Here is a 19243-nt window from a genome sequence, read left to right as displayed (position 1 = left end):
GTCACACCCGCTCGATGATCGTGGCCGCGCCCATGCCGGAGGCGATGCAGAGCGTCGCCAGGCCGACTGTCTTGTCCTGCCGCTCGAGTTCGTCGAGCAGCGTGCCGATGATGATCGCGCCGGTTGCGCCCAGCGGATGACCCATGGCAATGGCGCCGCCGTTCACGTTGACGATGCCCGGGTCGACCTGGAACGCCTGCATGAAGCGCAGAACGACCGAGGCGAAGGCCTCGTTCACCTCGATGAGGTCGATGTCGCTGATCGACATGCCGCTGTCGCGCAGGATCTTTTCGGTGACGGGGACCGGGCCGGTCAGCATGATGGTCGGGTCGGTGCCGATCTTGGCGGTGGCGCGAATGCGGGCGCGGGGCGTCAGCCCGTGGGCCTTGCCGAATTCCGCGTCGCCGATCAGCACCGCCGCCGCCCCGTCCACGATGCCGGAGCTGTTTCCGGCATGGTGGATGTGGTCGATGGCGGGCAGGTGCGGGTATTTCAGCAGCGCCACCTTGTCAAAACCGGGCATCGACTCGCCCATGTCCTTGAAGGCGGGCTTCAGTCTGGCCAGATCCTCCAGCGTCGTGCCGGGGCGCAGGTATTCGTCGCGCTCAAGGATGGTCAGCCCGTTCTGGTCCAGAACCGGGACGATGGATTTCGCAAAGCGGTCCTCGGCCCAGGCCTGCGCGGCGCGGCGCTGGCTTTCGACGGCCAGCTTGTCTGCATCCTCGCGGGTGAAACCGTATTCGGTGGCGATGATGTCGGCGCTGATGCCCTGCGGCACGAAGTAGGTCGGAAAGGTCAGGCTCGGGTCGACCGCGATGGCGGCGCCGTCGCTGCCCATGGCGACGCGGCCCATCATCTCGACGCCCCCTGCGATATAGGCAGACCCGGCGCCGGCGCGCACCTGGTTCGCGGCCAGGTTCACCGCCTCCATGCCGCTGGCGCAGAAGCGGTTGATCGAAAGGCCGGGGATCGATTCGTCCAGGTCCGAGGCCAGCACGGCCGAGCGGGCAAGGCAGCCGCCCTGTTCCTTGACCTGGGTGACATTGCCCCAGATCACGTCCTCGACCGCGTGGCCTTCCAGGCCGTTGCGGGCCTTGACCGCGTTCAGAAGCCGCGCCGACAGCGCAACCGAGGTGACCTCGTGCAGGCTGCCATCGGGACGGCCCTTGCCGCGCGGCGTGCGGGCGGTGTCATAGATGAATGCGTCGGTCATGCGTCCTCCTTCGCGGCCCGGTCCGAAGGGTTGCCGGGCATCAGGTCATAGGGGTGTTTCCAGCCCGGCAGCGCCTGAATGCGCGCCAGCCAGGCGTCGACATGGGGCCAGTCGGCCCGTTCGAAGCCGAAGGGCTCGGGGTAGAAAAGATAGGAGCAGCAGGAAAGATCGGCGATGGTCGCGCTTTCGACCGCAAGCCAGTTGCGGGTGGCAAGATGCCCGTCCAGCGTCTTCAGCGCCGCCCGCGCCCGCCCCTGCATCCAGCCGATCACCTCGGCAGGGCGCTTTTCGAGCGCCAGGAAGTTCATCAGGAAGCGCAGCGTTCCGAATTGTGCCGAACCCTTGTGGTTGTCCCAGAACAGCCAGCGCAGGATCTCCTCTCGGTCGCCTTCCATGAAGCGTCCGGTCCGTTGGGCCAGGTGCAGCAGGATGACGCCGGACTGGGTCAGGGTGCGGCCATCCTCGACAAGGACCGGCGCCTCGGCCATCTCGTTCAGGGCACGGTAATCGGGGCTGCGCGTGGCACCCCCGAAGAAGTCCACGAAGACCGGCTGCCAGGGATAGCCGGTCAGCTGCATCATCAACGCCACCTTGTAGGAGTGGCCGGATTCTCCGAAACAGTGAAGCTGGGCGGTCATCGCGGGATCCTTTTCTGCGGCACTATCGCGGCTTGAGGCGCCGCATGGGTATTTAGACAACAAGGAAGACGTTAGCGCATTCTTAACCTTCGAAGCGTAGTCATGGTCTTGCGGTACAGGCTGGGGAGCCGATGACCGCCAACGAGGAAGCCGCCCCGATCATCTGGCGACAACCTGTCCTGCCTGAACAGCGGGGGTGGTCGGGGCGCACACCTTGCGGGCTTCCTTGTTGTTCAAATACCCATGCGACCTTTCCTTCTCGCGTGCCCGCCGGGGCCTTTCAGAACAGCGCCGCGTCCAGTGCCATCACGGGCCTGGCGCCCGAGCGGATGCGCGCCAGGTGCATCGCCGTCGCCGGCAGCTGGCGGGCCATGTAGTAGCGTCCCGTGGCAAGCTTGGCATGATAGAAGTCCTGCTCGGTCCGGCCCTCGGCCAGAGCCGCCTGGGCGGCCGCCGCCATGCGCAGCCACATCAGACCCAACGCCACATGGCCGAACAGGTGCATGAAGTCATAGGAGCCCGCCAGCGCCGCGTCGGGATCCTTCATGCCTTGCTCCATGAAGAACATGGCTGCCGCCTGCAGGTCCTTGGAGGCGGCCTTCAGCGGCTCGCAGAAGCTGGCGCGCAGGTCGTCATCGCCCTCATGTGCCTTGATGTCCGCCTTGACGGCTTCGAAGAAGGCCATGATCGGGCGGCCGCCCTCGGCCGCCAGCTTGCGGCCGACCAGGTCCAGCGCCTGGACGCCGTTCGCGCCTTCGTAGATCATGGCGATGCGGGTGTCGCGGACGAACTGGGACATGCCCTGTTCCTCGATATAGCCATGGCCGCCAAAGACCTGCTGCGCCTGCACGGCCGTCTCGAACCCCTTGTCGGTCAGGAAGCCCTTGACCACCGGGGTCAGCAACGACACCAGCCCTTCGGCCTCGGCGTCCTGCGCGCGGTGGCTCCGGTCGATCAGGCTGGCGCACCAGGTGGCCAAGGCGCGGGCGCCCTCGACGAAGCTTTTCTGGTCCATCAGGTTGCGGCGGATGTCGGGATGCACGATCAGCGGATCGGCCGGCCCCGAGGGATTGGCCTCGGCTGTCGCGGCGCGGCCCTGCAGCCGGTCCCGGGCATAGGCGGCGGCGGCCTGATAGGCGGCCTCGGCCACGGCATAGCCCTGCAGGCCGACGCCGATCCGTGCCTCGTTCATCATGGTGAACATGGCCTTCATGCCCTTGTGAAGCTCGCCCAGCAGCCAGCCCTGCGCGCCGTCATAGTTCATGACGCAGGTGGCATTGCCGTGGATGCCCATCTTTTCCTCGATCTTGCCGACCGAAAGCGCGTTGCGCTCGCCCAGGCTGCCGTCCGGGTTCACCAGGAACTTGGGCACGATGAACAGCGAGATGCCGCGCGTGCCTTCGCCCCCGCCGGGCGCCTTGGCCAGGACCAGATGGATGACGTTCTCTGCCATGTTGTGATCGCCGGCCGAGATGAAGATCTTCTGCCCCGTGATCCGGTAGCTGCCATCCGCCTGCGGCTCGGCCCTGGTGCGCAGCAGTCCCAGGTCGGTGCCGGCATGGGGTTCGGTCAGGTTCATGGTGCCGGTCCATTCGCAGCTGACCATGCGGGGCAGGTAGGTCGCCTTCTGCTGCTCGGTGCCGTGGACGTGGATCGCCGAATAGGCGCCATGGGTCAGGCCCTGGTACATGGCGAAGGCCATGTTCGCGCCGCTGAAGAATTCGCCCGCCGACAGGCCCATGACATAGGGCATGCCCTGGCCACCGTATTCGGGATCGCAGTCGAGGGCCGTCCACCCGCCTTCGCGCATCGCGTCGAAGGCGGCCTTGAACCCCTCTGGCGTGCGCACGACGCCGTTTTCCAGCCGGCAACCCTGACGGTCGCCCACCGCGTTCAGCGGCGCCAGAACCTCGGCTGCCAGCTTGCCCGCCGCCTCCAGCACGGCCTGGGTGAAGTCGCGGTCCAGGTCTTCGTAGCCCGGGACGGGCTGCGCCGAGACGTTCAGCACGTCATGCAGCACGAACTGGATATCGCGCACGGGGGCGGTATAGGTCGTCATGGTTCCTCCGGGTCGTCGGGCCGTCAGGCGCCGGATTTCAGGTTTGCCAGCCAGGTCTCGCCCTGGGCGATCTGCTGGCGCAATTCCTCGATGGCCCCGGCCAGGTCGCGGTGCTGGCGCTCCATGTCGGCCAGCCGTTCGCGCGCCGTCACAAGCGTGGCCCGGGTCTGGGTCACGTTGCGTTCGGCCGGGTCGTACAGTTCAAGAAGCTGGCGGATCTGTTCCAGCGAAAAGCCGAAGCGCTTGCCGCGCAGGATCAGCGTCAGCCGGGCGCGGTCGCGCCGGGAATACAGCCGGTGCTGCCCCTGGCGCTGGGGAAAAATCAGCTCGCGCGATTCGTAGAAGCGCAACGTGCGCGGGGTCACGTCATAGGCGTCGCACATCTGGCGGATGGTCAGCAGATCGTCGCCCATGGCTGTCCTTTCCCGTCCTCCTCGCTGGCACTCCCAGGACGGAATATAGGGCAAGTTGACGTTCGCGTAAGGGACGACGTTGCGTCAGCCCTGGCTGCCGTCCTGGGGCATGTCGCGCAGCAGCGCCGCGGTCTCGTCCTTAAGCGCGCGCAGGTCGGCGATGGCCTGGTCGATCTCGTCGCGCTGCTGGGCCAGCACCTCGAGCTGGCGCGTCGCCAGGTCGATCCAGACGCGATACTGTTCGCGTGTGCCCTTTTCGCCATAGATCAGCAGCCATTGCCGGATGTCCTCCAGCGAAAAGCCGAAGCGCCGGCCGCGCAGGATCAGCTTCATCCGGGCGATCTCGCGCGGGCCGTAAAAGCGCGAGCGGCCTTCCTTGCGCGGGCTCAGAAGCTCGATGTATTCATAGTATCGCAGGGTGCGGGGGGTCACGTCGAACCGGGCGCACATCTCCTTGAAACTGATGAATTCGCTGTCAGCCATGCAATGAACCTGTTCAAAGTCGATAAAGCCTAACGTGGCGTCGCATCAAACTCAACCATCGGCGCGGCGCCGCCTCTTGTGACACAACCCCATGGCCGTTAGCCTGTTCCCACCACAAGCGGAGGGCAGGATGCTTGAGCCAGAGGACGCCGGCGCCGACCAGCGCCGACGCATCGCGCGCCAGTTCATCGAGGCGATCCCCCATGCCCGGGCGCTGGGGATGCGGCTTGACGACCTGGGACCGGGCCGGGCGGCAATCAGCCTGCCCTGGAACGCCGATCTGGTGGGCGATCCGCGCAGCGGCGTGATCCATGGCGGCGTGATCTCGACCCTGATGGACACCTGCAGCGGCGCAGCCGTGATGGCGCACCCGGACGGGCCGCCCGCCACCGCCACCATCGACCTGCGGATCGACTACATGCGGCCGGCGACGCCGCGCCAGGGCATCACCGCGCGGGCCGAATGCTATCACGTCACGCGCTCGGTCGCCTTCGTGCGCGCCTGGGCCACGGACGACGACGACAGCCGGCCTGTGGCCTCGGCCACCGGCGCCTTCACCTTCGAGCGCTAGATGACGGATCGCAACGAACCCCTGGCCGCGATCAAGTCGCGGCGCAACGCCACGCTCAGCGCGCTGTTTGCGGGCGTGCCCTACATCCGCTGGCTGGGCATCCGGTTCGACCGCCGGGGGGACGAGCTGACGGCCATCCTGCCCTTCGACGGCAAGCTGATCGGCAATCCCATGCTGCCCGCGCTGCACGGCGGCGTGACGGCCGCCTTCCTCGAGGTCGCGGCCATCGTCGAGCTGACCTGGAGCGCGATCTGGGAGGACATGGAGGCCGGCCGCATCGCCCCCGATCCCGCGCGCCCCGAAACGATGCCCCATCTGCCCAAGACCATCGACTTCACGGTGGACTACCTGCGCCCGGGCCTGCCGCGCGACGCCTATGCGCGGGCGCGGGTGGTGCGCTCGGGGCGGCGCTACGCCAGCGTCCAGGTCGAGGCCTGGCAGGACCAGCGCGCGCGCCTGTTCGCGCAGGCCACGGGCCATTTCCTGATGCCGCAGGACGACTGAGCCCGGATCAGGCGGCGTCCTCGGGCGCGCTGCGCCCGGCATTGCGGATCAGCGCCTCGACCAGCGGCGGGTGGGGCTCGCGCCGTGCGGTGACCAGCCCGACCATATGGCCCTCGCCGCTGAGGTCGCGGGCCGAAACGCCCTGCGGCAGCGGCAGGCCGCGCGCCAGGCTGCGCGGCAGGATCGCGGCCCAGTCGCCGGTCGCCACATGCGACAGGATCGCCAGCATCGAGGTCGATTCGACTCGCGGCATGGCATCGGCCCCGGCCTCGACCAGATGGCGCGTGACGATGCGGCGGTTCTGCATGTCGGGGGTCAGCAGGCACAGCGGGCGCCGCGCCGCCTCGGCCCAGCCGACCGGGCCCCTGTCCTCGTCGCGCGAAATCAGGCAATAGGTCTCGCGGTACAGCGGCAGGACCTGCACCCGGCCCAGGGGCTCGCTGTCCAGATAGGTCACGCCCGCGTCCAGTTCCAGCGCCTCGATCTGGTCGCGGATCTCGTCCGAGGAACGCGACAGGATCGACACGCCCGCGTTCGGATGGCGCTTGAGAAAGGGGCCGGTCAGTTCGGCGATGCGCGGCATGGCGGTCGGGATCACCCCCAGCCGCAGCAGGCCCGACACGCCGCGCCGCCGCGCTTCCATCTCGGATTGCATGGCGCGGGCGTCGCCGACGATGCGCCGGGCCCAGTCCAGCACGCGCTCGCCCTCGGGCGTCAGCCCCTGATAGCGCGAGCCGCGCCGCACCAGCTGCACGCCCAGCTGCTCCTCCAGCGCCTTTATGGCGGATGACAGGCTGGGCTGGGTGATGCCCAGCGCCTCGGCGGCGCGGCCGAAATGCTCTTCGCGCGCCAGCACCATGAACATGGACAGCTTGTCGATCACGGACAGCCCTCCCGTTCTTCTTTCTTGTCCAAATATCCCGCGGGGGTCCGGGGGCGCGAAGCCCCCGGCGCAGCGGTTCAGACGATCTCGACCGCGTATTTCTCGATCACGGTGTTGGCCAGCAGGCCTTCGCACATGCGGGCGACCTCGGCCCGTGCCGCCTCGGCATCGCCTGACGCAAGCTCGGGGGCCAGGTCCAGCTCGATCACCTTGCCCTGGCGCACGCCCGCGACGCCGGAAAAGCCCAGGCCCCCCAGCGCATGGCGGATCGCCTCGCCCTGCGGGTCCAGGACGCCGTCCTTCAGCATGATGGTCACACGGGCTTTCATGGCAGGCCTTTCAGTTGATCAGCGTGGGCTTGGTCAGCGAGGTGGTGTTGGCGGGCATCAGGCCCAGCCGGCGCGCCACCTCGGTATAGGCGTCGGTCAGGCTGCCCAAGTCGCGGCGGAACACGTCCTTGTCCAGCTTCTGGCCGGTCTTGACGTCCCACAGCCGGCAGGAATCCGGGCTGATCTCGTCGGCGACGACCAGGCGCATGAAATCGCCGTCCCAGATGCGCCCCACCTCGATCTTGAAGTCGATCAGCTTGATGCCGACGCCGAAGAACACGCCCGACAGGAAGTCGTTCACGCGCAGCGCCAGCGACACGATGTCGTCCAGGTCCTGCTGGGATGCCCAGCCGAAGGCGATGATGTACTCCTCGGACACGAAGGGATCGCCCAGTTCGTCGTTCTTGAAGCTGTATTCGACGATCGGCCGGGGCAGGGGGGTGCCTTCCTCCATGCCCAGGCGCTTGGCGATCGAGCCGGCGGCGAAGTTGCGCACGATCACCTCCAGCGGGATGATCTCGACCTGGCGCACCAGCTGCTCGCGCATGTTGATGCGGCGGATGAAGTGGTTCGGCACGCCGATGTTGGTCAGCCCGGTCATGAAGAACTCGGACAGGCGGTTGTTCAGCACGCCCTTGCCCTCGATGGTCGCCTTTTTCTGCGCGTTGAAGGCGGTGGCATCGTCCTTGAAGTACTGGATCAGGGTACCCGGCTCGGTGCCTTCGTACAGGATCTTGGCCTTGCCCTCGTAGATCTTCTTGCGCCTTGGTGCCATGCTGCGCGTTCTCCCGTCCGCAAGGTAACCGTTCTTTCTTGGCCTATAGGCCAGAAACGGGGTCCGGGGCAATACGGGGTTGCGATGCCGCCCCGCCCGGTCCTATCCTGATCCCAGGACCACAAGCCGTCATGCCGGAGAGCTTCATGACCACTTTCGACGATCGCGAACGTTCCTACGAGGCGAAGTTTGCCCGGGATGCCGAACTGAACTTCAAGGCAGAGGCGCGGCGCAACCGTCTTTTGGGCGAATGGGCCGCAGGCGTGCTGGGCAAGACCGGGGACGAGGCGCGGGCCTATGCGCTGACGGTCGTGACCTCGGACTTCGCCGAGCCGGGCGACGAGGACGTGTTCCGCAAGCTGGCCGCCGACCTGGAAGGCAAGGTGGACGAACCGGCGATCCGCGCCAAGATGGCCGAATTGCGGCTGACCGCGCGCCAGCAGATCCTGCACGAAACCTGACCTTTCGACAGCGCCCCGGTCTTGGCCGGGGCATTTTTCCATGCAGCTTGATAGATAACATCAATCATGGAACGGTATATTGCGATTGTTTCGGCTATCGTTGCAGCCTAATCTGGCCGGAAACGAATGAGCCCGGATCGACCCAGCCATGACCGCCACAGCGCCTTCCGCTGATTTTCTCGAACGCCTCGACCAGATCCTGGTGGCCCACCAGGGCCGCGAAGGGCCGCTGCTGCCCATCCTGCACGACATCCAGGCCGAATGGGGCTATGTCCCCGAAGAGGCGCAGCCGGTCATCGCCGAGGCGCTTGGACTGACCCGGGCCGAGGTGCATGGCGTCGTCAGCTTCTACCACGATTTCCGCGACCACCCCTCGGGGCGCCATGTGCTGCGGCTGTGCCGGGCCGAGGCCTGCCAGTCCATGGGCGCCGATGCGCTGGCCGACCAGGTGCGGGCCGCGCTGGGGATCGACTTTCACGAAACCACGCCGGACGGGCGGCTGACGCTGGAGCCGGTGTTCTGCCTGGGGCTTTGCGCCTGCGCGCCCTCGGCCCAGATGGGCGAGCGGCTGCTGGGCCGGGCCACGCTCGCCAAGGTCACGCGGATGGTGGCGGAGGCGGGCGCATGAGGGTCTGGGTTCCTCTGGACGCCGCCGCCAAGGCGCTGGGTGCCGACGCGGTCGCAGCCGCGCTGGCGCAGGATTTCACTGTCACCCGCAACGGCACTCGCGGCATGATCTGGCTTGAGCCGCTGGTCGAGGTCGAGCGCGATGGCCTGCGTTACGGCTATGGTCCGGTCGAGGCGGAGGACGTGCCGGGGCTGGTCGCGGCGCTGCGGACCGGCGCCGATCATCCGCTGGCGCTGGGTCCGGTCGAGGACCTGCCCTGGATGAAGGCCCAGGCGCGGCTGACCTTCGCGCGTGTCGGCGTCATCGACCCGCTGTCGGTCGAGGAGTATCAGGCGCATGGCGGGCTTGACGGCCTTCGCCGCGCCATCGGCATGGGCCCCGAGGCCATCGTGGCCGAGGTCAGCGAATCCGGCCTGCGCGGGCGCGGCGGCGCGGGTTTCCCGACCGGCATCAAGTGGAAGACGGTGGCCGGCGCGCCCGCGGCGCGGAAATACATCGTCTGCAACGCCGACGAAGGCGACAGCGGCAGTTTCGCCGACCGCATGATCATGGAGGGCGACCCGCTGGTCCTGGTCGAGGGCATGGCCATCGCCGGCATCGCGGTCGGCGCGGTGCAGGGCTATGTCTACTGCCGCAGCGAATACCCCGACAGCATCCGCGTGCTGGAGGCGGCCATCGGCAAGGCCCGGCAGGCCGGCATCCTGGGCCAGTCGGTGCTGGGCTCGGGCCATGCCTTCGACATGGAGGTGCGGGTCGGGGCCGGCGCCTATGTCTGCGGCGAGGAAACCAGCCTGCTGAACAGCCTGGAAGGCAAGCGCGGCACCGTGCGCGCCAAGCCCCCCATTCCGGCGCTGGAAGGGTTCCTGGGCCGTCCGACGGTCGTCAACAACCTGATTTCGCTGGCGACGGTGCCCTGGATCCTGGCGCATGGCGGGGCGGAGTATGCGAAGCTCGGCATCGGCCGGTCCAAGGGCACGATCCCGATCCAGCTGTCGGGCAATGTCAGGCACGGCGGGTTGTTCGAGGCGCCCTTCGGCATGACGCTGCGCCAGATCATCGAGGAGATCGGCGGCGGCACTGCCAGCGGTCGTCCGGTCAAGGCGGCGCAGGTGGGCGGCCCCTTGGGCGCCTATGTGCCGCATTGGAACTTCGACGTGCCCTTCGGCTATGAGGAACTGGGCGCCAAGGATGCGCTGCTGGGCCACGCCGGCATCACCGTCTTCGACGACAGCGCCGACATGCTGAAGCTCGCACGCTTCGCGATGGAGTTCTGCGCCGTCGAGTCCTGCGGCAAATGCACGCCCTGCCGCATCGGCTCGGTGCGCGGGGTGGAAACCATCGACCGCATCGCATCGGGCGATCAGGACGGCATCCCCATCCTCAAGGACCTGTGCAATACGATGAAATGGGGCTCGCTGTGCGCCTTGGGGGGCTTTGCGCCCTTCCCGGTCATGTCCGCCCTGACCCATTTCCCCGACGAATTCAGCGGGCGCAGCGAACCCCGTAAGGAGGCCGCAGAATGAAGGACTTCATCATCCCCAGCCGCGATATGGGCACCCCGGCGGTCAGGTCCGATGTCACGGTGAACCTGCTGGTCGACGGCATTCCGGTTTCCGTCCCGGCCGGCACCAGCGTCATGCGCGCCGCCGCAGTGGCCGGGATCTCGGTCCCGAAGCTTTGTGCGACGGATCACGTCAGCGCCTTCGGCTCGTGCCGGCTGTGCGTCGTGCAGATCGAAGGCATGCGCGGCACGCCGGCGTCCTGCACGACCCCGGTGGCCGAGGGCATGGTCGTCCATACCCAGACCGACGAAATCGCCACCATCCGCAAGGGCGTGATGGAGCTTTATATCTCGGACCATCCGCTGGACTGCCTGACCTGCGCGGCGAATGGCGATTGCGAGCTGCAGGACATGGCCGGCGCCGTGGGCCTGCGCGAGGTCCGCTATGAGCCGGGCAAGAACCATTTCGCCCGGCGCACGGCCGAGGGGCCGAACCCCGAATACCGGCCCAAGGACCAGTCGAACCCCTATTTCACCTTCGACCCTGCGAAATGCATCGTCTGTTCGCGCTGCGTGCGTGCCTGCGAAGAGGTGCAGGGCACCTTCGCCCTGACCATCGAGGGGCGCGGCTTCGACAGCCGCGTTTCGGCGGGGATGGAGTCCGACAGCTTCCTCAGCTCGGACTGCGTGTCCTGCGGCGCCTGCGTGCAGGTCTGCCCGACCGCCACGCTGATCGAGAACAAGGTGATCGAGATCGGCACGCCCGAGCATATCGTCAAGACCACCTGCGCCTATTGCGGCGTCGGCTGTTCCTTTGATGTGCATATGCGCGGCGAGGAAGTCGTGCGCATGGTGCCGTCGATGGACGGCAAGGCCAACCGCGGCCATTCCTGCGTCAAGGGCCGTTTCGCCTGGGGCTATGCCACGCACCAGGACCGCAAGCTGGAGCCGATGATCCGCGACAAGATCACCGATCCCTGGCGTGTGGTGTCGTGGGACGAGGCGCTGGGTTTCGCCGCCGACCGGCTGCACCGGGCGCAGGCCGATCATGGCCGCGACAGCATCGGCGTCATCACCTCGTCGCGCTGCACCAATGAGGAAACCTATCTGGTCCAGAAGCTCGCCCGCGCGGTCTTTGGCAACAACAACACCGACACCTGTGCACGCGTCTGCCATTCGCCGACCGGCTACGGGCTGAAGACCGCCTTCGGCACCTCGGCCGGGACGCATGACTTCGACTCGGTCGAGGAAACCGACCTGGCGCTGGTCATCGGCGCGAACCCGACCGACGGGCATCCGGTCTTTGGCTCGCGCCTGCGCAAGCGGCTGCGCCAGGGCGCCGGGCTGATCGTGATCGACCCGCGCGAGATCGACCTGCTGCACACGCCGCACATGGGCCCAGGCCTGCATCTGCCGCTGCGCCCGGGCACGAACGTCGCCGTCGTCACCTCGCTGGCCCATGTGATCGTGGCCGAGAAGCTTTATGACGAGGCGTTCATCCGCGCGAAATGCGACTGGGACGAATTCCTGGCCTATGCCGAATTCGTACTGGACCCCAAGCATTCCCCCGAAGAGGTCGAGAAGCTTTCGAAGGTTCCGGCCGAACTGATCCGCAAGGCGGCCCGCGCCTATGCGGCGGCGCCCCGCGCCAGCATCTATTACGGGCTGGGCGTGACCGAACATTCGCAGGGCTCGACCACGGTCATGGCCATCGCCAACCTTGCGATGATGTGCGGCAACATCGGCGTGCCGGGCACCGGCGTGAACCCGCTGCGCGGCCAGAACAACGTGCAGGGCTCCTGCGACATGGGGTCGTTCCCGCACGAATATCCGGGCTACCGCCATGTCTCGGACCCGGAAACGCGGGCGCTTTACCAGCGCGTCTGGGGGGTGGAGCTGTCGCCCGAACCGGGGCTGCGCATCCCGAACATGTTCGACGAGGCCCTGGCCGGCCGCTTCCGCGGGCTTTACTGCCAGGGCGAGGATATTGTGCAGTCCGACCCGGACACCCGCCATGTCACCAGCGCGCTTTCGGCGATGGACATCGTCATCGTCCACGACCTGTTCCTGAACGAGACCTCGAACTACGCCCATGTCTTCCTGCCGGGCTCGTCCTTCCTGGAAAAGGACGGTACCTTCACCAATGCCGAACGCCGCATCAACCTGGTGAACCGGGCGATGACGCCCAAGAACGGCTACGAGGACTGGCAGATCACCCAGATGCTGGCCAACCGCCTGGGCGGGAACTGGAGCTATCAACACCCGCGCGAGATCATGGCGGAAATCGCCCTGACCACGCCCAGCTTTGCCGGCGTGACCTATGACCTGCTGGAGCGCGAGGGCTCGGTGCAATGGCCCTGCAACGAGGCGGCGCCCCTGGGCACGCCCCTGATGCACATCGACGGCTTCGTGCGCGGCAAGGGCAAGTTCATCCACACCGAATATGTCGCGACCGAGGAACGCACCGGCGCCCGCTTCCCGCTGCTGCTGACGACGGGGCGGATCCTGTCGCAGTACAACGTCGGCGCCCAGACCCGGCGCACCGACAACGTAGCCTGGCACCCCGAGGATATCCTGGAGATCCATCCCTCGGACGCGGAAAACCGGGGCGTTCGGACCGGCGACTGGGTGCGGGTGGCCTCGCGTTCGGGCGACACCACGCTGCGGGCGCAGATCACCGAGCGGGTGGCGCCGGGGGTGGTCTATACCACCTTCCATCATCCGACGACCCAGGCCAATGTGGTGACCACGGACAATTCCGACTGGGCCACCAACTGTCCCGAATTCAAGGTGACGGCCGTGCAGGTCAGCCCCTCGAACGGCCCGTCGGACTGGCAAGAGGAGTATCGGGCCCATTCCGACCTGTCGCGCCGCATCCTGCCCCAAGCCGCCGAGTGACATGCGCGACGGCAGCGGTGTCATGCGCTGGGACGGCGGCGGCTGGCATCACGCCGCCCCGCCGCCCAGCCCCCAGGAAACGCCGGTCGCCATCGTCATCGACGGCATGAGCCAGGCGGTGCTGATGGCGACGCCGCATGACCTGCACGATTTCGCCCTGGGCTTTGCCTTGACCGAGGGGCTGATCGCCAGCCCCGCCGATGTGCTGGACTTCGAGGAAGCCGAGGTCGAGGCCGGCGGCTTTTCCGCGCGCGAGGCGCGGCTTTGGCTGCGCCCCGGCCTGGCTGCCGGCCTGGCGGAGCGCCGCCGCAGCATGGTCGGCCCGGTCGGCTGCGGCCTCTGCGGCGTCGACAGCATCGCGGCGGCCCTGCCGGCCGTGGTGCCCGTCGAAAGCCGCTGGACCATGCCGCCCGAAGATGTGGCCCGCGCCATGGCCGGCCTGGACCGGGGCCAGGCCTTGCGCCGCGACACGCCGGCGATCCACGGCGCCGCCTTCTGGGACGGCCGCGCGGCCCTGGTGCGCGAGGATGTCGGCCGCCACAATGCGCTGGACAAGCTGGCCGGCGCGCTTGCCGCCAGCGGAACCGATCCGGGGCAGGGGGCCATCGTCATGTCCTCGCGCCTGTCGGTCGATCTGGTGCAAAAGGCCGCCCGCATCGGGGCGCCGGTCCTGATCGGTGCCAGCGCCCCCACCGGCCTTGCCCTGCAATGGGCCGATCGCGCCGGCCTGACCCTGATCGCCCGCGCGCGGGGCGACAGTTTCGACCTTTACACCCATCCCCACCGCATCGCCGGACCCTGACACATGCATTACGACACGACAAAGCTGATCCGCATGGCCAAGCAGATGGCCGATTTCTTTCGCAACCAGCCCGACCGCCCGGCGGCCCAGGCGGTGGCGGCGCATATCAACGACAACTGGGCGCCGGTGATGCGGCGCGATTTCGTGGCCCTGATCCGCTCGGGCGCCGAGGCCGATCCGATCGTGCGCGAAGCCGCGGACCTGGTACGCCTGCCCGCCACCGACGCGGCCTGATTTTGCCCCTGCCGCGCCGCCGGGGGCCGTGCTAGCCTGACCGCATGGCACAGCTACCGTCCCGACAACAGATTCTCGACTGGGTTGCGGCCCATCCCGACGCCACCGCCAAGCGCGACATCGCCAAGGCCTTCGGCATCAAGGGGGCCGAGCGCATCGAACTCAAGCGCCTGCTGAAGGAGCTTGAGGGCGAGGGCGTTCTGGAGCGCCGCCGCCGCCATTATCACGACGCCGAAAAGCTGCCGCCGGTGACGGTGGTGCAACTGCTGCCGCCCGACAAGGACGGCGACATCTTTGCGCGTCCGATGGAATCTCAGGGCGACGGGCCGATGCCGCGCATCCTTTACGCGGCGCTGAAATCCGATCCCGCCCTGGCACCCGGCGACCGTATCCTGGCCCGGCTGATCGAGACGCGGGGCGAGGATCACGATTATCAGGCCCGGCTGATCCGCCGCATCGGCACGGTCAGCCACCGGGTCGTCGGCATCTTTCGTGCCGGCGCCAGCCCCGAGGCCGGCGGCCGCATCCTGCCTATCGACAAGGGCAGCGACAAGGAATGGTCGGTCCCCGCGCGCGAGGTGCATGGCGCCCGGAACGGCGAACTGGTCGAGGCCGAGCAGATCGGCCCGCGCGGCCGCCTGGGCCTGCCGACGGCCCGGATCGTCGAACGGCTGGGCGACCCCTCGGCCCCGCGCGCGGTCAGCCTGATCGCCATCCACCAGCACGGGATCCCCGACGATTTCCCCGACGCGGTGATTGCCGAAGCCGATGCCCAGACGCCCGCGACCATGAAGGGACGCGAGGACCTGCGCCATCTGCCGCTTGTCACCATCGACCCCTCGGACGCGCGCGACCACGACGATGCCGTGGCGGCCGAGATCCGCGACGACGGCGGCGCCGACATCTGGGTCGCCATCGCCGATGTGGCGCATTACGTCCGCCCCGGCAGCGCGCTGGACCGCGAGGCGCGGCAGCGCGGCAATTCGACCTATTTCCCCGACCGGGTGGTGCCGATGCTGCCCGACATCCTGTCAGGCGATCTTTGTTCCCTGCACGAAGGTGTGGACCGGCCGGTGATCGCCGTCCGGATGCGGCTCGACGCTCAGGGCAACAAGGTCAGCCACACGTTCCACCGCGCCATGATGCATTCGGCGGCAAGCCTCAGCTATGAACAGGCGCAGGCGGCGGCGGACGACAACCCGGATCAGGCGACGGCACCCCTGATCGACAGCGTGATCCGCCCGCTGTGGCATGCCTATGGCCTGCTGAAGGCCGCGCGCGCCCGCCGCCAGCCGCTGGAACTGGACCTGCCCGAACGCAAGATCATCCTGACCCCCGACGGGCGGGTGAAATCGGTCAATTTTCGCGAGCGCTTCGACGCCCACCGCCTGATCGAGGAATTCATGGTGCTGGCGAACGTCGCTGCCGCCGAGGAACTGGAGCGCCTGCGCCGGCCGCTGCTCTATCGCGTGCACGAGGAGCCCACGCTGGAAAAGCTGGACGCGCTGCGCGAGGTGGCCGAGGCGTCGGGCTTTACGCTGGCCAAGGGGCAGGTCCTGCAGACGCGCCATCTGAACCGGCTGCTGGAACAGGCCGAGGGTTCGGATTTCGACGAACTGATCAACATGACCGCGCTGCGTTCCATGCAGCAGGCCTATTACCACCCGGAAAACTACGGCCATTTCGGACTGGCGCTGCGATCCTACGCGCATTTCACCTCGCCCATCCGCCGCTATTCCGACCTGATCGTCCATCGTGCGCTGATTACCGGCCACAAATGGGGCGACGACGGGTTGTCGCAGTGGGATATCCAGAACCTGTCCGAAACCGCCAAGCAGATTTCCGAGACCGAGCGGCGCTCGATGGCGGCGGAACGCGACACCACTGACCGCTATCTGGCCGCCTATCTGGCCGATCGGGTCGGGGCCGAGTTTACCGGCCGCGTCTCGGGCGTGCAGAAGTTCGGCGCCTTCGTGCGGCTGGATGAAACCGGCGCCGACGGGCTGCTGCCGATCCGCGAGATCGGGCGCGAATATTTCCATTACGACCCGGATGCGCAGGTGCTGATGGGCTCGGAAACCGGGCTGGAGATCGGCATCGGCCAGCGCGTCACCGTGCGCCTGTCCGAAGCCGTGCCGCTGACCGGCGGCCTGATGCTGGAACTGCTCGAGGTCGAGGGCCGGCCGCTGCCGCAGGGCTCGGGCACGCGCGGCAGGGGCAAGGGCCCGATGCGCAAGCGCGCCACGCAAGCGCGCCTGGCCGAGGTCAAGCGGGCGCAAAAGCGTCGCCGGGTGCGGCGCGACAGGTAAAGGGGGCTTCGCCCCCGCGCGTTCCGCGCTCCCCCAGGGTATTTGGAAAACAGTGAAGGACGGGGCAGGATTCCGGGCCTGCTTTCGGGCTTCTTTCTTGTTCAAATATCCTGCGGGGGAGTCAGCCGCAGGCTGACGGGGGCGCAAAGCCCCCGGCGGCGGTGACGCAAGAAAAAGGGCGGCCCAGCGGACCGCCCCCTCAATCCGGCGCGCCTTGGGGATCAGCCGATGGCGGCCGCTTTAACGTCGTCGTCGATCTTGTCGGCGTACTGGGCGAAGTTGTCGCTGAACATGCCGACCAGCTTCTGAGCCTGGGCGTCATAGGCCGAGGCGTCGGCCCAGGTCTGGCGCGGGTCCAGCAGTGTGTCGTCGACGCCGGGAACCGAGACGGGAACCTCGAAGCCGAAGTTCGGGTCCTTGCGGAACTGGGCATCGTTCAGCGAACCGTCCAGCGCGGCGGTCAGCAGGGCGCGGGTCGCCTTGATCGGCATCCGCTTGCCGGTGCCAAAGGCGCCGCCGGTCCAGCCGGTGTTGACCAGCCAGCAGGTCGCGCCGGTCTGGGCGATCTTTTCCTGCAGAAGCTTGCCGTAGACTTCGGGGCGGCGCGGCATGAAGGGCGCGCCGAAGCAGGTCGAGAAGGTGGGGGTCGGCTCGACCACGCCCACCTCGGTGCCCGGGGTCTTGGAGGTGAAGCCCGACAGGAAGTGATACATCGCCTGCGCCGGGGTCAGCCGCGCGATCGGGGGCAGCACGCCATAGGCATCGCAGGTCAGCATGATGACGTTCTTCGGCATGCCGCCCAGCGAGGTTTCGGAGGCGTTCGAGATCTGCTCCAGCGGATAGGCGCAGCGCATGTTGTCGGTGATCGAGTTGTCCTCGAAGTCCAGTTCCAGCGTCTCGGGGTCATAGACCATGTTCTCGACCACGGTGCCGAACTTGAAGCAGGTGGCGTAGATTTCCGGCTCGGCCTCGGCCGACAGGTTGATGGTCTTGGCGTAGCAGCCGCCCTCGAAGTTGAAGATGCCGTGATCCGACCAGCCGTGTTCGTCATCGCCGATCAGCGTGCGCGAGGGGTCGGCCGACAGCGTGGTCTTGCCGGTGCCCGACAGGCCGAAGAAGATCGCGGCGTCGTCCGGGTTGCCGATGGCGTGGTTGGCCGAGCAGTGCATCGGCATCACGCCCTTTTCCGGCAGGATGTAGTTCAGCAGGGTAAAGACCGACTTCTTGTTCTCGCCGGCATAGGCGGTGTTGCCGATCAGGATCAGCTTCTTCTCGAAGTTCAGGGCGATCACGGTTTCAGACCGGCAGCCGTGGCGTTCCGGGTCGGCCTTGAAGCTTGGGCAGTTGATGATGGTGAATTCGGGGACGAAATCAGCCAGTTCGGCGGCATCGGGACGGCGCAGCAGGTGGCGGATGAAAAGCCCGTGCCAGGCCAGTTCGGTCACCACGCGCACGTCCAGGCGCAGCGCCGGATCAGCGCCGCCGAACAGGTCCTGGACGAAGTATTCCTTGCCCTTCATGTGGTCCAGCATGTCCGCGTAAAGCCGGTCGAACGCCTCGGGCGCCATCGGCTTGTTGTTTTCCCACCAGATCGAGTCCTCGACCCCCGGGGTGCGGACCACGTGCTTGTCCTTGGGCGAGCGGCCGGTATGCGACCCGGTCGACACCAGGAAGCTGCCGCCCAGGCCCAGCTTGCCTTCGCCGCGCGCGATGGCCGCCTCGATCAGGGCGGGTTCAAGCAGGTTGTAGTGGACCGTGCCAAGCCCCGAGATCCCTTGATCGTCGAGACGGCAATTCGGATTGACGCGCGGTTCGGACATGGACTGTAAGCTCCTGATGATCGCCGGGCCGGGATCGCCCGGCCGTTGAGCCGTGCTATAGCATGGCGGAAGCATGACGAAAGCGCACTTATGGTCAGGTTTAGCGCAACCAGGGGATGTTATCGCCAACATTTGCCTAATCGCTGGCTTACGCGCCTGCGCTGGCGTCAAAACCCGTCGTTTTGACCAGGGAAACAGGGAAGGTTTCAGCCGATGGATGATCAACCTGTCATCATGTTGCATGCGTCCTGCGTGGCCTTCCAGGGGCGGGGGCTGCTGATCCTGGGGGCCTCGGGTGCAGGCAAGTCCTGCCTTGCGCTTGAAATGATGGCATTCGGTTGCGCGCTTGTGGCCGATGACCGGGTGCTGGTGCGGCGCGAATCGGACCGGATCCTGGCCGATTGCCCGCCTGCCATCCTGGGCCGGATCGAGGCGCGGGGCGTGGGCATCCTGTCCGCCGACCCTGCCGGACCCGTTCCCCTGGCCCTGGCCGTGGACCTGGACCAGGACGAGCCCGACCGCCTGCCTATTCACAGAAAACTTGATCTGGCCGGCCTGCACCTTCCCCTTGTGCTGGGCCGGGGGCGTGTTCATCTTGCACCAGTACTGTTGCAATATCTCAAGTCTGGCCGCTGGGACCGGGATCGTCCTTGACCGCGGCCTCCTGTCGCACCCCCAATGGAGCCCAGACCCGCGACGCCCCCCTTCGTGTTGACGATGAT

The 19243-nt window shown here is 67.3% G+C and carries 19 protein-coding genes; 10 read left to right on the top strand and 9 right to left on the bottom strand.

The window, feature by feature from the left end; translation table 11 throughout:
- Position 1: 1 nt before the first annotated feature.
- The 5 genes from BU28_RS0101535 to BU28_RS0101515 all read right to left on the bottom strand — a co-directional run bounded on the left by BU28_RS0101535 (position 2) and on the right by BU28_RS0101515 (position 4806).
- A complete protein-coding gene (locus tag BU28_RS0101535; protein ID WP_028717881.1) occupies positions 2-1213 on the bottom strand; it encodes an acetyl-CoA C-acetyltransferase in 1212 nt (403 codons plus the stop codon).
- Complete coding sequence (locus BU28_RS0101530) at positions 1210-1851, bottom strand: glutathione S-transferase family protein (RefSeq protein ID WP_028717880.1); 642 nt, start codon at positions 1849-1851, stop codon at positions 1210-1212. The genes BU28_RS0101535 and BU28_RS0101530 overlap by 4 nt, the downstream gene beginning before the upstream one ends.
- A 280-nt stretch (positions 1852-2131) precedes the next feature.
- On the bottom strand, positions 2132-3910 hold the full coding sequence (locus BU28_RS0101525; protein WP_028717879.1) for an acyl-CoA dehydrogenase C-terminal domain-containing protein: 1779 nt from the start codon (positions 3908-3910) through the stop codon (positions 2132-2134).
- A 23-nt stretch (positions 3911-3933) separates the two neighbouring features.
- Positions 3934-4323 carry a MerR family transcriptional regulator gene (locus BU28_RS0101520; protein ID WP_028717878.1) on the bottom strand — a complete coding sequence of 130 codons (390 nt, stop codon included), beginning with the start codon at positions 4321-4323 and terminating at the stop codon, positions 3934-3936.
- A gap of 84 nt (positions 4324-4407) precedes the next feature.
- Entirely contained in the window at positions 4408-4806 is a 399-nt protein-coding gene (locus BU28_RS0101515) for a MerR family transcriptional regulator (protein ID WP_028717877.1), read from the bottom strand.
- 130 nt (positions 4807-4936) lie between these two features.
- Between BU28_RS0101515 and BU28_RS0101510 the strand changes: the two genes are divergently transcribed.
- Positions 4937-5377 (top strand): PaaI family thioesterase, encoded by a 441-nt coding sequence (locus BU28_RS0101510; RefSeq protein ID WP_051577665.1) that lies wholly within the window; start codon positions 4937-4939, stop codon positions 5375-5377.
- Complete coding sequence (locus BU28_RS0101505) at positions 5378-5881, top strand: PaaI family thioesterase (RefSeq protein ID WP_028717875.1); 504 nt, start codon at positions 5378-5380, stop codon at positions 5879-5881.
- Positions 5882-5888: 7 nt separating this feature from the next.
- On the opposite strand, the gene BU28_RS0101500 is transcribed toward BU28_RS0101505, so the two are convergent.
- From BU28_RS0101500 to purC, 3 genes are all read right to left on the bottom strand, one after another.
- Positions 5889-6764 carry a LysR family transcriptional regulator gene (locus BU28_RS0101500; protein ID WP_028717874.1) on the bottom strand — a complete coding sequence of 292 codons (876 nt, stop codon included), beginning with the start codon at positions 6762-6764 and terminating at the stop codon, positions 5889-5891.
- Positions 6765-6841: 77 nt separating this feature from the next.
- Entirely contained in the window at positions 6842-7093 is a 252-nt protein-coding gene (gene purS / locus BU28_RS0101495; protein WP_028717873.1) for a phosphoribosylformylglycinamidine synthase subunit PurS, read from the bottom strand.
- A gap of 10 nt (positions 7094-7103) precedes the next feature.
- Positions 7104-7868: a phosphoribosylaminoimidazolesuccinocarboxamide synthase gene (purC, locus tag BU28_RS0101490; protein WP_028716635.1), complete on the bottom strand. Its 765-nt coding sequence runs from the start codon at positions 7866-7868 to the stop codon at positions 7104-7106.
- Positions 7869-8014: 146 nt separating this feature from the next.
- On the opposite strand from purC, the gene BU28_RS0101485 reads away from it, so the two are divergent.
- The 7 genes from BU28_RS0101485 (at position 8015) to rnr (ending at position 16701) form a co-directional block, all read left to right on the top strand.
- Entirely contained in the window at positions 8015-8329 is a 315-nt protein-coding gene (locus tag BU28_RS0101485) for a DUF1476 domain-containing protein (RefSeq protein WP_028717872.1), read from the top strand.
- Positions 8330-8477: 148 nt separating this feature from the next.
- Positions 8478-8957 (top strand): formate dehydrogenase subunit gamma, encoded by a 480-nt coding sequence (locus BU28_RS0101480; protein WP_028717871.1) that lies wholly within the window; start codon positions 8478-8480, stop codon positions 8955-8957.
- A complete protein-coding gene (locus BU28_RS0101475) occupies positions 8954-10480 on the top strand; it encodes an NADH-ubiquinone oxidoreductase-F iron-sulfur binding region domain-containing protein (RefSeq protein WP_028717870.1) in 1527 nt (508 codons plus the stop codon). Before BU28_RS0101480 ends, BU28_RS0101475 begins: the two co-directional genes overlap by 4 nt.
- A complete protein-coding gene (fdhF, locus tag BU28_RS0101470; RefSeq protein ID WP_028717869.1) occupies positions 10477-13356 on the top strand; it encodes a formate dehydrogenase subunit alpha in 2880 nt (959 codons plus the stop codon). Before BU28_RS0101475 ends, fdhF begins: the two co-directional genes overlap by 4 nt.
- A gap of 1 nt (position 13357) precedes the next feature.
- Positions 13358-14158, top strand: a complete 801-nt coding sequence (fdhD, locus tag BU28_RS0101465) for a formate dehydrogenase accessory sulfurtransferase FdhD (protein WP_028717868.1) — start codon at positions 13358-13360, stop codon at positions 14156-14158.
- Positions 14159-14161: 3 nt separating this feature from the next.
- Entirely contained in the window at positions 14162-14392 is a 231-nt protein-coding gene (locus BU28_RS0101460) for a formate dehydrogenase subunit delta (protein ID WP_028717867.1), read from the top strand.
- 44 nt (positions 14393-14436) lie between these two features.
- Entirely contained in the window at positions 14437-16701 is a 2265-nt protein-coding gene (gene rnr, locus BU28_RS0101455; RefSeq protein WP_028717866.1) for a ribonuclease R, read from the top strand.
- Positions 16702-16922: 221 nt separating this feature from the next.
- On the opposite strand, the gene BU28_RS0101450 is transcribed toward rnr, so the two are convergent.
- Complete coding sequence (locus tag BU28_RS0101450; protein WP_028717865.1) at positions 16923-18521, bottom strand: phosphoenolpyruvate carboxykinase; 1599 nt, start codon at positions 18519-18521, stop codon at positions 16923-16925.
- Between the two features lie 213 nt (positions 18522-18734).
- On the opposite strand from BU28_RS0101450, the gene BU28_RS26185 reads away from it, so the two are divergent.
- Positions 18735-19175: an HPr kinase/phosphorylase gene (locus BU28_RS26185; RefSeq protein WP_036761740.1), complete on the top strand. Its 441-nt coding sequence runs from the start codon at positions 18735-18737 to the stop codon at positions 19173-19175.
- Positions 19176-19243 lie beyond the last annotated feature (68 nt).

This window comes from Paracoccus yeei ATCC BAA-599 (genome assembly GCF_000622145.1).
Lineage (GTDB): Bacteria > Pseudomonadota > Alphaproteobacteria > Rhodobacterales > Rhodobacteraceae > Paracoccus > Paracoccus yeei.
Note: the sequence above shows the minus strand (reverse complement) of the source record. Positions and strands in the feature narration are given on the sequence as shown.

What these genes read in the sequence shown, in the direction of transcription:
- purS (WP_028717873.1), bottom strand. Translation starts at nt 7,093, where the DNA reads ATGAAAGCCCGTGTGACCATCATGCTGAAGGACGGCGTCCTGGACCCG.
- BU28_RS0101460 (WP_028717867.1), top strand. Translation starts at nt 14,162, where the DNA reads ATGCATTACGACACGACAAAGCTGATCCGCATGGCCAAGCAGATGGCC.
- BU28_RS0101515 (WP_028717877.1), bottom strand. Translation starts at nt 4,806, where the DNA reads ATGGCTGACAGCGAATTCATCAGTTTCAAGGAGATGTGCGCCCGGTTC.
- BU28_RS0101505 (WP_028717875.1), top strand. Translation starts at nt 5,378, where the DNA reads ATGACGGATCGCAACGAACCCCTGGCCGCGATCAAGTCGCGGCGCAAC.
- rnr (WP_028717866.1), top strand. Translation starts at nt 14,437, where the DNA reads ATGGCACAGCTACCGTCCCGACAACAGATTCTCGACTGGGTTGCGGCC.
- BU28_RS0101525 (WP_028717879.1), bottom strand. Translation starts at nt 3,910, where the DNA reads ATGACGACCTATACCGCCCCCGTGCGCGATATCCAGTTCGTGCTGCAT.
- BU28_RS0101510 (WP_051577665.1), top strand. Translation starts at nt 4,937, where the DNA reads ATGCTTGAGCCAGAGGACGCCGGCGCCGACCAGCGCCGACGCATCGCG.
- fdhD (WP_028717868.1), top strand. Translation starts at nt 13,358, where the DNA reads ATGCGCGACGGCAGCGGTGTCATGCGCTGGGACGGCGGCGGCTGGCAT.
- BU28_RS0101520 (WP_028717878.1), bottom strand. Translation starts at nt 4,323, where the DNA reads ATGGGCGACGATCTGCTGACCATCCGCCAGATGTGCGACGCCTATGAC.
- BU28_RS0101475 (WP_028717870.1), top strand. Translation starts at nt 8,954, where the DNA reads ATGAGGGTCTGGGTTCCTCTGGACGCCGCCGCCAAGGCGCTGGGTGCC.
- fdhF (WP_028717869.1), top strand. Translation starts at nt 10,477, where the DNA reads ATGAAGGACTTCATCATCCCCAGCCGCGATATGGGCACCCCGGCGGTC.
- BU28_RS0101530 (WP_028717880.1), bottom strand. Translation starts at nt 1,851, where the DNA reads ATGACCGCCCAGCTTCACTGTTTCGGAGAATCCGGCCACTCCTACAAG.
- purC (WP_028716635.1), bottom strand. Translation starts at nt 7,868, where the DNA reads ATGGCACCAAGGCGCAAGAAGATCTACGAGGGCAAGGCCAAGATCCTG.
- BU28_RS0101480 (WP_028717871.1), top strand. Translation starts at nt 8,478, where the DNA reads ATGACCGCCACAGCGCCTTCCGCTGATTTTCTCGAACGCCTCGACCAG.
- BU28_RS26185 (WP_036761740.1), top strand. Translation starts at nt 18,735, where the DNA reads ATGGATGATCAACCTGTCATCATGTTGCATGCGTCCTGCGTGGCCTTC.
- BU28_RS0101485 (WP_028717872.1), top strand. Translation starts at nt 8,015, where the DNA reads ATGACCACTTTCGACGATCGCGAACGTTCCTACGAGGCGAAGTTTGCC.
- BU28_RS0101535 (WP_028717881.1), bottom strand. Translation starts at nt 1,213, where the DNA reads ATGACCGACGCATTCATCTATGACACCGCCCGCACGCCGCGCGGCAAG.
- BU28_RS0101450 (WP_028717865.1), bottom strand. Translation starts at nt 18,521, where the DNA reads ATGTCCGAACCGCGCGTCAATCCGAATTGCCGTCTCGACGATCAAGGG.